The organism is Mycolicibacter kumamotonensis, from assembly GCF_002086285.1.
Taxonomy (GTDB): Bacteria; Actinomycetota; Actinomycetes; order Mycobacteriales; family Mycobacteriaceae; genus Mycobacterium; species Mycobacterium kumamotonense.
Genome location: NZ_MVHU01000002.1, coordinates 78491 through 91287, shown reverse-complemented (window position 1 = coordinate 91287; position 12797 = coordinate 78491). Strand labels below are relative to the sequence as shown.

The 12797-nt window shown below is 68.9% G+C and carries 16 protein-coding genes; 5 read left to right on the top strand and 11 right to left on the bottom strand.

The features are described from left to right. Positions 1–77: 77 nt before the first annotated feature. The gene (locus tag BST28_RS01950) at positions 78–1874 is read left to right on the top strand and encodes an acetyl/propionyl/methylcrotonyl-CoA carboxylase subunit alpha (RefSeq protein WP_083079659.1); all 1797 of its coding nucleotides are present in this window, start codon (positions 78–80) and stop codon (positions 1872–1874) included. 13 nt (positions 1875–1887) lie between these two features. Next, positions 1888–2283 (top strand): hypothetical protein, encoded by a 396-nt coding sequence (locus tag BST28_RS24530; RefSeq protein ID WP_043336991.1) that lies wholly within the window; start codon positions 1888–1890, stop codon positions 2281–2283. On the opposite strand, the gene BST28_RS01940 is transcribed toward BST28_RS24530, so the two are convergent. After that, a complete protein-coding gene (locus BST28_RS01940; RefSeq protein WP_083079657.1) occupies positions 2197–2472 on the bottom strand; it encodes a hypothetical protein in 276 nt (91 codons plus the stop codon). The two genes, BST28_RS24530 and BST28_RS01940, sit on opposite strands and share 87 nt — an antisense overlap. Before the next feature lie 60 nt (positions 2473–2532). Then, the gene (locus tag BST28_RS01935) at positions 2533–3516 is read right to left on the bottom strand and encodes a TIGR03557 family F420-dependent LLM class oxidoreductase (RefSeq protein WP_083079655.1); all 984 of its coding nucleotides are present in this window, start codon (positions 3514–3516) and stop codon (positions 2533–2535) included. 90 nt (positions 3517–3606) lie between these two features. On the opposite strand from BST28_RS01935, the gene BST28_RS01930 reads away from it, so the two are divergent. Further along, positions 3607–4614 carry an iron-containing redox enzyme family protein gene (locus BST28_RS01930; RefSeq protein ID WP_083079653.1) on the top strand — a complete coding sequence of 336 codons (1008 nt, stop codon included), beginning with the start codon at positions 3607–3609 and terminating at the stop codon, positions 4612–4614. A gap of 193 nt (positions 4615–4807) precedes the next feature. Next, positions 4808–5245 carry an STAS domain-containing protein gene (locus BST28_RS01925; protein ID WP_234808169.1) on the top strand — a complete coding sequence of 146 codons (438 nt, stop codon included), beginning with the start codon at positions 4808–4810 and terminating at the stop codon, positions 5243–5245. Positions 5246–5250: 5 nt separating this feature from the next. On the opposite strand, the gene BST28_RS01920 is transcribed toward BST28_RS01925, so the two are convergent. Continuing rightward, complete coding sequence (locus tag BST28_RS01920; RefSeq protein ID WP_083079649.1) at positions 5251–7413, bottom strand: catalase; 2163 nt, start codon at positions 7411–7413, stop codon at positions 5251–5253. An 85-nt stretch (positions 7414–7498) separates the two neighbouring features. On the opposite strand from BST28_RS01920, the gene BST28_RS01915 reads away from it, so the two are divergent. Continuing rightward, positions 7499–8188, top strand: a complete 690-nt coding sequence (locus BST28_RS01915; protein ID WP_083079648.1) for an HAD family hydrolase — start codon at positions 7499–7501, stop codon at positions 8186–8188. Positions 8189–8247: 59 nt separating this feature from the next. Here BST28_RS01915 and BST28_RS01910 read toward each other — a convergent pair whose 3' ends face one another. From BST28_RS01910 to BST28_RS01875, 8 genes are read right to left on the bottom strand one after another with little or no spacing between them, the layout of a single operon-like run. Further along, positions 8248–10014 carry a complex I subunit 5 family protein gene (locus BST28_RS01910; protein WP_207570010.1) on the bottom strand — a complete coding sequence of 589 codons (1767 nt, stop codon included), beginning with the start codon at positions 10012–10014 and terminating at the stop codon, positions 8248–8250. Between the two features lie 6 nt (positions 10015–10020). Continuing rightward, a complete protein-coding gene (locus BST28_RS01905) occupies positions 10021–10374 on the bottom strand; it encodes a sodium:proton antiporter (RefSeq protein WP_234808168.1) in 354 nt (117 codons plus the stop codon). Next, positions 10371–11123, bottom strand: a complete 753-nt coding sequence (locus tag BST28_RS01900; RefSeq protein WP_234808167.1) for an MnhB domain-containing protein — start codon at positions 11121–11123, stop codon at positions 10371–10373. The genes BST28_RS01905 and BST28_RS01900 overlap by 4 nt, the downstream gene beginning before the upstream one ends. Beyond that, complete coding sequence (locus BST28_RS01895; protein ID WP_083079644.1) at positions 11120–11371, bottom strand: Na(+)/H(+) antiporter subunit B; 252 nt, start codon at positions 11369–11371, stop codon at positions 11120–11122. The genes BST28_RS01900 and BST28_RS01895 overlap by 4 nt, the downstream gene beginning before the upstream one ends. Beyond that, positions 11368–11661: a monovalent cation/H(+) antiporter subunit G gene (locus tag BST28_RS01890; RefSeq protein ID WP_083079642.1), complete on the bottom strand. Its 294-nt coding sequence runs from the start codon at positions 11659–11661 to the stop codon at positions 11368–11370. Before BST28_RS01890 ends, BST28_RS01895 begins: the two co-directional genes overlap by 4 nt. Further along, on the bottom strand, positions 11658–11912 hold the full coding sequence (locus BST28_RS01885) for an MrpF/PhaF family protein (protein WP_083079640.1): 255 nt from the start codon (positions 11910–11912) through the stop codon (positions 11658–11660). Before BST28_RS01885 ends, BST28_RS01890 begins: the two co-directional genes overlap by 4 nt. Then, positions 11909–12379 carry a Na+/H+ antiporter subunit E gene (locus BST28_RS01880; protein ID WP_083079638.1) on the bottom strand — a complete coding sequence of 157 codons (471 nt, stop codon included), beginning with the start codon at positions 12377–12379 and terminating at the stop codon, positions 11909–11911. Before BST28_RS01880 ends, BST28_RS01885 begins: the two co-directional genes overlap by 4 nt. Beyond that, complete coding sequence (locus tag BST28_RS01875; RefSeq protein ID WP_083079637.1) at positions 12363–12776, bottom strand: ChaB family protein; 414 nt, start codon at positions 12774–12776, stop codon at positions 12363–12365. The genes BST28_RS01880 and BST28_RS01875 overlap by 17 nt, the downstream gene beginning before the upstream one ends. Positions 12777–12797: the final 21 nt, after the last annotated feature.

Sequence of the window (12797 nt, the reverse complement as noted above, 5' to 3'; positions counted from 1 at the left end):
GGTTCCGCGGTCGCGCCTTACACTGCTGTGAACTAGATTCTTAAAGACATTTCTTAAACATGCCATCAGGAGGGCCAGTGGCGAACCATGCCAGCTCGAAGATCTCCAAGGTGCTCATCGCCAACCGCGGGGAGATCGCAGTCCGGGTGATCCGCGCCGCGCGCGACGCCGGATTGGCCAGCGTGGCCGTGTACGCCGAACCCGATGCCGACGCGCCGCACGTCCGGCTCGCCGATGAGGCGTTCGCCCTGGGCGGGCAGACCTCCGCCGAGTCATACCTGGTGTTCGAGAAGATCCTGGACGCCGCCGCGCAGTCGGGTGCCAACGCGATCCACCCCGGGTACGGATTCCTTTCCGAGAACGCCGATTTCGCCCAGGCCGTCATCGATGCCGGGCTGATCTGGATCGGGCCGAGCCCGCAGGCCATCCGCGATCTCGGTGACAAGGTCACCGCCCGCCACATCGCCGCCCGCGCCAAGGCGCCGCTGGTGCCCGGTACCCCGGACCCGGTCAAGGACGCTGACGAGGTGGTGGCCTTCGCCAAGGAGCACGGTGTGCCGGTGGCGATCAAGGCCGCCTTCGGCGGCGGCGGCCGCGGCATGAAGGTGGCCCGCACCATCGAGGAGATTCCCGAGCTGTTCGAGTCGGCCACCCGCGAGGCGATCGCGGCGTTCGGCCGCGGTGAGTGCTTCGTGGAGCGCTACCTGGACAAACCCCGCCACGTCGAGGCCCAGGTCATCGCCGACCAGCACGGCAACGTCGTCGTCGCGGGCACCCGCGACTGCTCGCTGCAGCGCCGTTTCCAGAAGCTGGTCGAGGAGGCCCCGGCGCCGTTTTTGACCGACGCGCAGCGCAAGGAGATCCACGAGTCCGCCAAGCGGATCTGCAAGGAGGCCGGCTACTACGGTGCCGGCACGGTGGAGTACCTGGTCGGCCAGGACGGGCTGATCTCGTTCCTGGAGGTCAACACCCGCCTGCAGGTCGAGCACCCGGTCACCGAGGAGACCTCCGGAATCGACCTGGTGCGCGAGCAGTTCCGCATCGCCAACGGCGAGCAGCTGGACCTTACCGAGGACCCGGAGCCGCGCGGGCACTCCATCGAGTTCCGGATCAACGGCGAGGACGCCGGCCGCGGCTTCCTGCCCGCCCCCGGCCCGGTCACCCGCTTCGACCCGCCGACCGGCCCCGGCATCCGGATGGACTCCGGTGTGGAGACCGGTTCGGTGATCGGCGGCCAGTTCGACTCGATGCTGGCCAAGCTGATCGTCACCGGGGCGAACCGCACCGAGGCGCTGGAACGCGCCCGGCGCGCCCTGGACGAGTTCCATGTGGAGGGGCTGGCCACGGTCATCCCGTTCGACCGTGTGGTCGTCCGGGACCCGGCGTTCATCGGTGACGAGAACGGCTTCTCGGTGCACACCCGCTGGATCGAGACCGAGTTCGAGAACAACATCGAGCCGTTCGCCGGTGGCGAGCCGCTCGACGACGAGGACGCGCAGCCGCGGCAGAAGGTGGTCGTCGAGGTCGGCGGTCGCCGCCTGGAGGTCTCGCTGCCCGGGGATCTGGCGCTGGGCGGTGGCGGGGCCGGTGGTCCCGCCGGGGCCATCCGCAAGAAGCCGAAGGCCCGCAAGCGCGGAGCACACGGCGGCGCGGCGGCATCCGGTGACGCGGTGACCGCGCCCATGCAGGGCACCGTGGTGAAGGTGGCCGTCGAAGAGGGCCAGGAGGTCGCCGCCGGTGACCTGGTCGTCGTCCTGGAGGCGATGAAGATGGAGAACCCGGTCACCGCGCACAAGGACGGTGTGGTCACCGGCCTGGCGGCGGAGGCCGGGTCGGCCATCACCCAGGGCACGGTGCTCTGCGAGATCAAGTAGCGGAGCCGGACTCATCGAGCCCGTCGAGATCAACGCCGGCCCGTGGTATCTGCGGATGCCACGGGCCGACACCCGCGTCGATGACCGTCCCACGCTGGCCGACCTCGGTGAGACCGACCCGGACTACGTTGCCGACGCGGCTTCCGGGTGGGCCGGTGATACCCGCTATCTGTGGGCGGTCTGCGAGCCGACCACCGGCGAGCTGCTCGCCGAGGTGACGCTGGACCCGGTCTCGGGCGCGCTTGCCACCCGCAGCCGGGCCGGCCATGAGGAGGCGGCGCGGACCGGAGCTGAGGCGGTATCGAGGTTCGCCGCCGGTGCCCTAGGTCTGACGGCGGTGGTTGCCGCCGCGGAAGCTGCGGTTTCGTCCGACGAAAACCCACGTCACCCCGCCGGCCGCCAGCACTAAGACCAGGATCCCGAAACCCAGCGACCAGCCGGCGTCGTGTAGCGCCGCGGCGCACAAGAACCCCACCAGAGCCAGTGCCGCCATCACCAGCATGGCCAGCCCCGGCGCCTCACGGCGGTCCTTGAACACCATTCCGTCTCGCGGCCGTGTCTTGCGCGACTCATCGATGGGGTGTTCGGTCTCACTCATGGGCTCCTAGTACCCGCCGCCGTCCGGCGTGAAACCCTCCGCGCTGGCGGCGGCGACCTGCTACGCCGCGTCGCGCAGCGCTGCCAGCAGCGGTTCCGCGGCCTCCTTGAGGAAGGCCTCCTGGGTCTCCCCGCCGATCTGGATGAGCGCGATGTCGGTGAACCCGGCGTCGGCGTAGGCGCGCACCGCCTCGACGATCGCGTCCAGGTCGGGGCCGCACGGGATGGCGTCCGCGACGTCCTGCGGGGTGACGAACCGCGTGGCGGCGGCGAACGCTGCCGGCGTGGGCAGCTCGGCGTTGACCGCCCACCCGCCGCCGAACCAGCGGAACTGCCGGTGGGCGCGCTGAACCGCGGCCTCGGGGCCGGGGTCCCAGCACACCGGTAGCTGGCCGAACACCCGGCCGCCTTCCAGCCCGGAGGCTTGGCGCGCGGTATGCCAGGCCTGGACCAGATCCGCGTCGGGCTGCACCGCGATCAGGTCGTCGGCGGCGGTGGCGAACCTGTCCACGCCCTTGGCGCCCGACATCGCGACCGCCAACGCGACCGGGATCTCCGGCAGGTCCCACAGCCGCGCCCCGTCGACCTGGAAATGCTCGCCGCTCAGGTCGACCGTCTCCCCCATCAACAGCTCACGGATGATCTTGATCGCTTCACCGAGCATGGCCTGCCTGCGCCGGACGTTCGGCCATCCGGCGCCGGTGACGATGTGCTCGTTGAGGTTCTCCCCGCTGCCCAGGCCCAGGGTGAACCGGCCGTCGGCAAGGATCTGCACCGTGGCCGCCTGTTGCGCCACCACCGCGGGGTGGTAGCGCATCGTCGGGCAGGTGACAAAGGAACACAGCCCCACCCGCTCGGTGGCCTGCGCAACCGCTCCCAGCACCGCCCATGCGTTCGGGGCGTGGCCCTGCGACGCCAGCCAGGGCGAGAAGTGGTCGCTGCACACCTCGAAGTCGAAACCTCGTTCTTCAGCGGAGACGGCAAACCGGACAAGGTCTTGGGGCCCGCTCTGCTCGGTCATCAGGGTGTAGCCGAACCGTGTCATGGTCCCGGGGTACCCAACGGTCGACCGCCGAAACGGAGCCGCGTCGGCCGGCATCGTTTGACGGCGGGTATGCGCGGGGTACTCGCGAGCGTGACCGTTGCACCTATCCGCACCGAGCCCGCCCTGCCCACCGCCTGCGGGCCGCTGTCGGCGGCGATCTGCGAGCTGCTCCGCCGGCCCGCGGGCGCGACCGAGGGCTTCACCGCCCAGACCGCCGACGCCGACCCGTACGGACGGGACCTGCAGCTGGCCCTCTACGTCTGTTACGAGCTGCACTACCGGGGCTTCGCCGAGGTGGACCCGGACTGGGAATGGGACGCCACCTTATTGGAACTGCGCGCCCGGCTGGAGCGCGCATTCCTCGATAGTGTCCGCCAGGACGTCGGAACGATACCCGCGAACACCACTGCGAACGACGAAATGACTGCTGCGGCAACCGAGCCCGTGCGCGGCAGCGGCCCATCGTGGCACCTGCGGGATCAGGGCACCTGGGAGCAGGCACGCGAGTATTTCGTGCACCGCTCGCTGTATCACCTCAAGGAGGGCGATCCGCACGCCTTCGCCATCCCGCGCCTGACCGGCCAGGCCAAGGCGTCCTTCGTCGCGGTCGAGTTCGACGAGTACGGCGCCGGCCGCGGGTCGCGGGTGCACCAGCAACTCTTCGCCGAGCTGCTCACCGCGGCCGGGCTGAACGCCGAATACCTCGCCTACCTCGACGTTGTCCCCGCCGAGTCGCTCGCGGTGGTGAACCTGATGTCGCTGTTCGGGCTACATCGCCGGTGGCGGGGCGCGGCCGTCGGCCATTTCGCCTCGACGGAGATCACCTCGCCGCCGGGGTCGAGCCGCCTGGTCGCCGCGCTGCGGCGCATGGGCGCCCCGGAGCCCTGCGTGGCCTTCTACGCCGAGCACGTCGAGGCGGACGCGGTCCACGAGCAGGTGGTGCGCACCGATGTGGTCGAGGACCTGATCCGCCAGGCGCCGCACCTGGAAGCCGACGTGGTGTTCGGCATGCGCGCCCGTGACGCGGTGGAAAATCGGCTGGCCGATCACCTGATGTCGGCCTGGTCCGCGAGGCGATCTTCGCTGTGCGCGATGTGAAACTTAAGGTTTCACTGGGATTTTGCGGAAATTGTCGTTGGCCCCTTTGCCAATCGGCGCTGGTCTAGGTAACGTCTGGATCCTCCGGTTGAGTTCACAGCCGGTAGTTGAACGTCACCGTGTTGAAACGCTCGAGACGAGATTACGTTGACGTTGATCCAACAGCACGATTCGTCGACTGATGGAGCCACAGATGACTACCAGCAACATGACCGAGACCGCTTTCGCCACTCCTGCAACGGAAGCCACTCAAGCATGGCGGAATCACACCGCCAAGTTCACCGTGCATTGGGGCCGTGCCGGAGCGGTGGTAGCCGCGGACGGGGAGATCGACGCCGCCAATGCGGGTCCGTTCGCCGACTACGCTAGGCGCTGCGCCGACTGCTGCGAATGGCTGATCCTGGACCTGTCTGAGTTGACATTCATTGGCACAGTCGGGTTTACGGCTCTTCAGTCGATCAGCGCCCGGTGCACCACCGCGCGGACCCGGCTGATGGTGATACCGAGCCCGGCGGTGACCAGCGTGCTGAAGATCTGCGCCCCGCAGTCGCGCCTTCCGCTGGTTGCGTCGCTGGCGGACGCCCTTGCCTATGTCCAGAAGTCCGGCCGGCCACTGCGCGCGGTGACCTGAGCCGGCTAGGCAGGCACCGCGTCGGCGGCTCGGTCCCAGGCGCGGTGCTTGGCCAGTTCTGCGGCGAATGCGTCGAAGAACTCGTCGTCCAGGTCGTCCGCTGCTGCTGTCGTGGTGACCACCCCGGTCGAGACGGTGACGGAGGTGTCCGAGTCGCCTGCGGCCAGCCGTTCGGCGATCCCGGCTTTCGGCAACAACTCGACGCCCGCCCCGAACGCCCCCACCGGCTTGAGGTGCTTGTAGGCCTCGGTGATGAAGTGCATGGCGTAACCGTCGGCGGACAGGGTGCGCACCGCCTCCGGGCCGCACGGCACCACCACCGCGTCGTAGAGCACCGAGGCCATGGTGGTGATCGCCCGGTCGACGCCCAGCCGTCCGCCCGAACCGCCGGCCAATTCCCCGCCGCCGATCGGCGCCAGCACCTCGGCGACGGCGCCGCGCCGGCGCATCGCCTCGACGAAGCGTTCGACACCGGCCACGTCGACCCCGTCGGCGGCCAGCACCGCGATCTTGCGGCTTTCGATGCTGGGGACACCCCGCGCATCCGGGGGAAGGGTGGCGCTGTGCAGCTGCGAGAGCGCAGGTGAGGCCACGGCCCGCTCCACGACCTCGTCGAGCGGCTGCTCCTGCGGCGTCGGCAGACCCAGCTTCTCGGCCACCTGGCTCGCCAGGTCGTTATCGATGCGGTTGAGCTGCTCGACGACGCGCTCCCGGATCTCGACGGTCTCGCATTTCCCGAGTTCGAAGGCGTACGCGGCGACGATGTGCTTCGCCTCCGGTTCGGACATGCTCTTCCAGAACATCCGCGCCTGGCTGTAGTGGTTCTCGAAGCTCGCGGCGCGTTTGCGGATCTTGTCGCCGTCCACCTTCTGGGTGTAGTGCCGGAACACGTCGGCGTCGGCCTCCGGACTCGCCAACGCCGGGCAGCCCCCACCGAGCGTGTTCTTGTAGTAGCTGGTCTTGCCCTTCGGGATCGTGTGCTGGCCATAGCCGTCGTGCTGGTTGGTGTGCACCGGTGCCACCGGCCGGTTGACCGGCAGCTGCACGAAATTGGGACCGCCGAGCCGGATCAACTGGGTGTCCAGGTAGGAGAAATTGCGGAACTGCAGCAGCGGATCGTTGGTGAAGTCGATTCCCGGCACGACGTTGGCGGTGCAGAAGGCCACCTGCTCGGTTTCGGAGAAGAAGTTGTCCGGATTGCGGTTGAGCACCATTCTGCCCACCGGGCGCACCGGGACCTGTTCTTCAGGAATGATTTTCGTGGCGTCCAGCAGGTCGAAATCGAAGCTGAACTCGTCGCTTTCCGGCACCAGCTGAACGCCGAGCTCCCACTCCGGGTACTGGCCGGCCTCGATCGCGTCCCACAGGTCCCGGCGATTGAAGTCCGGGTCCTTGCCGGCGATCTTCTGGCATTCGTCCCAGACCAGCGAATGCACGCCGAGCTTGGGCTTCCAGTGGAACTTCACGAAGGTGCCCTGCCCCTTGGCGCTGACGAAACGGAAGGTGTGCACGCCGAAGCCCTGCATCATCCGGTAGCTGCGCGGCAACGCGCGGTCCGACATCAGCCACATGATGGTGTGCAGTGTCTCCGGCTGCAGCGACACGAAGTCCCACAGCGTGTCGTGGGCGGACTGGGCCTGCGGCATCTCGCTGTCCGGTTCGGGCTTCACCGCATGCACGAAGTCCGGGAACTTGATCCCGTCCTGGATGAAGAACACCGGGAAGTTGTTGCCCACCAGGTCGTAGTTCCCCTGGTCGGTGTAGAACTTGGTGGCGAACCCGCGCACATCACGCACGGTGTCGGCCGACCCGCGGGAGCCCGCGACGGTGGAGAACCGCACGAACACCGGGGTCTTTTTGCCCGGGGTGGTCAAAAACCGCGCCGCCGTGTACTCGGCGAGCGAGTCGTCGTAGGGCTCGAAGTAGCCGTAGGCGCCCGACCCGCGGGCGTGCACCACCCGCTCGGGGATCCGCTCGTGGTCGAAGTGGGTGAGCTTCTCCCGGGCGTGGAAATCCTCCAGCAACGTCGGCCCGCGCTCTCCGACGGTCAGCGCGTCGTCGGTGTGGTCGACCCGCACCCCCTGCTGGGTGGTCAGGTATCCGGACTGCCGATCGATCCGGTGGTCGTCGAGTTGTCGCTGCTTTGCATCACGGTCGTCAGTGGCCACCGGATGTCCTCTCTCCTGGGGACGGTATGGGAATTCCCTGCGTGGGTATCCCAGCGGGGACGTCCGCAAACGGAGAGGAAGAGCTGTGGTCACCCGATCGGCGGTGTTGTTCGATGTCGACGGCACTTTGGTCGATTCCAATTACCTGCATGTGCACGCGTGGCGGCGCGCGTTCGCCGAGTTGGCCATCGAGGTCGAATCCTGGCGCATTCACCGCGCCATCGGGATGGACGGATCCGCGCTGGTGCGCCTGCTGTCCGACGACGCGCCCGACGATGTCCGGCGGGAGCTGAAAGACTTGCACTCCCGCTACTACCTGCAGACGGCGGAGCTGCTGTCACCGCTTCCGGGCGCCCGGCGGCTGCTGGAACGTCTCGCCGCACTCGACCTGCCGGTGGTGCTGGCCACCTCGGCGCCGGAGGACGAGCTGGCGATATTACGCAAGGCGCTGAACTGCGACGACCTGATCGCCGCGGTCACCTCGTCCGCCGACGTCGACGTTGCCAAACCGGACCCGGGCATCATCGGGATCGCCTTGGACCGGATCGGTGCGACAGCCGATCAAGCGGTCTTCGTGGGCGACGCCGTCTGGGACGCGAAAGCCTGCGCGCGCGCCGGCGTGCCGAGCATCGGTGTGCTCAGCGGCGGAGTGTCCCGCACGGAGTTGGAAACCGCGGGCGCCGTGAGCGTTTTCGACAACGCCGAGGATCTGCTGCTGCATCTGGATCAGACACCGATCGCGGCGTTGGCCGATCGACGGGCCGACCGGGCCTGAAACCCCGTTGCGGCACAACCGTTTCGGGCTGCCGGCGCGCGGCAACCCACCGGCCTCTGTCACCTCAACGGCATCGCCACGGCGGCGCTCAGCACCGCGAGCGCGGCGAACAGCCAGGCCACATAGTCGCCGATATGGCCGGAATGCGCCGCGCGCAGCACTCTGAGCACGGGCGCGGTCACCGCGGCGGCCACCGGGAACCGGTGGTACATCCCGGCGACCGCAACCCCGATCGCCACCACGCAACCCACCACACCCAGCCCGGCACCGGACACCGACCAACCCGGCGCCTCGATCGCCGCACCGGCGTCGAGGAAGCGGCGAGCGGCGATGTCGGCGCCGTGCGCGACCGCGGGCAGCACCCCGGCGGCCAGACATACGGTCAGCAGCAGCCCGATCGCGGTGTACATGCTCGCCGGTGTCCGCCGAAGCCAGGTGTCGGGTTGCTCGTCGCCCCTGGTGGTCCGACCGACGGCCGGATCGTCGGGCGGCTCGGTGTGGTGGCCGCCGAAACCGGTGAAGCAGCGAATGCCGGCCCGCAACGCCGCACCAGCGGTGAGCGCTGAAACCCCCAGGAACAGGGCCGATCCCCAGGCGGTGCCCACCGCCTCCTCGCACAGGGATTTGCCCAGCGCGGTTCCGAACGGCGGCAGGCCGGCCAGTGCCGCCGCCGCGACGGCGTAACAGGCCGCCAGCGCCGGCTGTCCCCGGCCGCGCCCTACCAACTCCCATTCGTCGACGCTGTGGTGCCGGTCCAGCAGGACCCCGACGATCAGGAACAACGCCGACTTGGCGCCGGCGTGCCCGATCGCATACACCGCCGCGCCGCCCACCCCCTGCGAGCTCAGCGTCGCGGTGGCGACCAGCAGCAAGCCCACGTGACCGATCGTCGAATAGGCCAGCATCCGCTTGAGGTGCCGCTGCAGCACACACATCACCGAGCCGACGACCGCGGTCAGCACACCGGCGGCCACGAAGACGCGACCCATCACGGCCGGCGGCAGCACCCCGGCGAACACCACCCAGTAGACCCGCCAGAGCCCGTAGAGCCCGAGTTCGACCATGACCCCGGAGAACAGCACGCACACCCCGGCGGGAGCGACGGCATGCGCGTCGGCCAGCCAGAAGTGCAACGGCACGATCGCGGCTTTGACCAGCAATGCCGCCGAGACCAGCACGAAGGCGGCCACCACCAGGGCATCGGGCGGGCCGCCCCGCAACGCCGCACCCAGCTGAGCCATGCCCAGCTGACCGACGCGGGCATAGAGCATGCCGATGCCCACCAGGGTCAGGCAGGCGCTGAGCGATTGGATGATCCCGAAGTTGAGCGCGCCCTGGATCGCCGAGCGGTCTTCGATCTTGATGCCGGTCAGCGCGTAGGCCACCGCGCCCATCAGCTCCAAGAACACGAACAGGTTGAACAGGTCGGCGGCCAGGACGAAGCCGTTCATCGCGGCCAGGAAGATCAACAGCAGTGCGTCGAAACGGGTATCGGCCTCGTCGAGTCCGCGGCGACTGTAGAGCGCCGCACACCCGGTCAGCGCACCGATCAGCACCGCCAGTCCCGCCGACAGCGGATCAGCCGCCAGGGCGATTCCGACCGCCAGCCCCTCACGCGGCTGCCAGCCCCCGCTCCAGGCCACCACGGTGCGCTCGGCCGCGGCGGCCAGCACACAGCCGGCGGCCCCGGTCGAGGCCGCCGCCACGGCGAGCACCACCGTGTTGGCAAGGGACTTGGGCAGTCGACCGCCCACCGCTAAGAGCAGGCATGCCACCAGGATCGGCACCGCGACCAGCAGCGGCAGCAGGGCGGTGGCGGCCGGCACGGCGGCTCAGCCCCGCAGCGCCGACAACTGATCCGGGTCCAGGGTGTGGTGGCGCTTGTGGACCTGGATGGCCAACGCCAGCAGCAGCGCGGTGACCGTGGCCTGAATAACGATGTCGGTCAACGTCATCGCCTGCACCACCGGGTCGACCACCGCTGCCGGCACCGGCGCATCGACGAAGATCGGCGGTGCCGCGTCCTGCTGGTAGCCGATCGCCAGCAACAGCAGATAAGTACCGGACTGAGCCACCGACAGGCACACCACGGTGTGAACCAGATTGCGGCTGCGGATGATTCCGAATGAACCGATCAGCACCATCCAGCCCGCCACCCCGTATACGTAGCCGCTCAAGGCGCTCACGAACCCTCCCGCTGCGGAGCGACGGTGATCTCCTGCGCCAGGAACTGCGCCAGCAGCACCGTCATCCCGCACGCCACGGCCACGGCGACCGCCGCGTTGAGCAGCGGCACCGACCCGGAGGACAACAGTTGACCGCGTGTGCCGGTCGGCAACACGTTGAGCAGGAAGGCTCCGCCGGTGAGCAACCCGGCGATCCCGATGCCGGCGAACGCCGCCGCGCCCAGGGCCTCGCCGATGTCGAAGACGTTGACCGGACACAACCGGTCCAGCGCCCGGAAGCTACCGGTGATGTAGAGCAGGTGCAGGCCGGTGGCCAGCACCACGCCGCCCTGGAAGCCGCCGCCGGGCGTCAGATGTCCGTGCAGCACCACGTCGAGGCCTACCGCCAGGGTCACCGGCAGCAACAGGTATCCGACCAGCCGGGTGGCGTCCAAAGCGGCAGTGCGGCCTTGGATGCCTGAGTCGTGGTATTCGCGCTCCTCCACCGCGGGACGCAGCAGGGCCATCACACCCGTCACCGACGCGACGAGAATCGTCTCCTCGCCGAAGGTGTCCAGTGCGCGCAGGTCGAAGTTCACCGATGCGACCACGTTGGCGGTGGCGTGCGTAAACGCTTCTCGCACCGCGAGATCCCGATAGAGGTGATGATCCTGCCCGAACGCCGGCAGTTCGGCGAATCCCATCCACAGCAGCAGGCTCACTCCGGCGGCACCGGCGAGGAACAGCATCGTGCGCCCCGCGCGGCTCACCGGCCGATCTCCCGGCGCTGCCGCTGCACCGTTCGGACGGTGAGCATCACCATCAGCGGCACCACCACTCCGCCGATCAGCAACTGGGACAACGCCACGTCGGGCGCCTGGAGCACCATGAACAACATGGTGAGCGTCAACCCGAACACCGCCAGCACGATGGCCTGTCGGTGGGGATCAGCGGTCAGGGCGACGATGGTTCCGGTGAGCCCGACCAGCGTGACCGACACCAGAATCAGCACGGTCATGGCGGCGAATCGGCTTTCACCACACCGGCTTCCTGCGCGGTCAGTCGGGCGGTGGCCGCGGACATCGCCGGGCCGGTGAGCAACACCAACCCGACGATCACCGCGACCATCGCCGACGCTGCGGTGGGCCCCCGATGCACGATCAAGCCCAGCCCGGTCAGCGGAAAACCCACCGACGTGGTCACCGTCAGCAGGTGCAGTTGGTCGAGCACCGGATACAGCCCGATCGCACCCAGCGCACAGCAGGCCATCACCGACACACCGGCGAGCACCATCAGCCAGGCGATCACGGTTCGCCCGCCAGGAGCCGGGCGTAGACGAGGGTCCCGGGAAACGTCACCAGCGCCAGCACCAAGGGGACGATCAGGCTCCAGTCCTGGCGCCAGCAGACCGCCAGCACCGACAGCATCGCGATCGCGCCGACGCCGGCGAATTCCAGTCCGACCAGGCGCCTTCGGGGAGCGCCGCGAGCGGCCATCCAGACCCCGGGCAGCACGACCCCGCCCTGCAACACCAGTGCGGCGAGCACCCCGGGGCTCACCGCCCCACCGCCGTCTCCAGCGCACCCGGCCGCCGCCCGACCCGGTGCACCAGCACGGTGTGCGCAGCACTGTCGAGCACAACGGTCCCCGGAGTCGTGGCCAACGCCAGCGTCGCGGCAGCCCGACGACCGGCCGCCACCGCCGCCGGTTCGTCGGGCAACGCCACCGGGCGGATCTCCGACCGGGATCGCCGCGACGGCACCAGAAGATAAGCCCACACCTGGGCCGTCTGCGTGAGCAGCTCGGCCGCAACCGTTGGCACCCAGCGCAGCCACCCCGGCTGTAACCGCCAGCTGCCGCGGTTGGCGCGCCGCGCCGCCCGAGCGGCAACCGCGCACGGCAACGTGCACAGCACCGCCGCGGCCAGCTCTGCGACGGTCCGCTCGGTCAACGTCACCACCCATACCGCGGCGGTGATCAGCCACCACAGCAGGGTTTCGCCGAGCGCTCTACTTGCCCCGAACACGGCGGTTGTGTTTCTTGATCGCCGTGACCAGTTCCGATTTCCGCATCGTCGAGCGCCCGTGAATGTCCAGCCGGCGGGCAACGTCCATCAGGTGCTGCTTGCTGGCGTTGGCGTCGACGCCCTCGGCGGACGGCGCCGAGTTGTTCAGGCCGCCCCGGGCCGCACGCTTGTCGGACGGGCCACGCTTCTTCTTGGGTTCCCAGTGGTCCCCGACCTTTTCGAAACTGTGCTTGAGCGCCGCGTATGCCACCCGGTGCGCGCGCTGCTCGCTGCCGTACTCCTTGGCGGCCGCGTCGTGCGCCTTGGCGAACGTGCGTTGCGCCTTGCTACTGGAACGTTGCAGCGTGCTGGGCAACTCGCTCTTCTTGGCGGTGCCGCTCTTCGTCGTCTTGGGCATGTGACCTCCAATCAGCCAGTC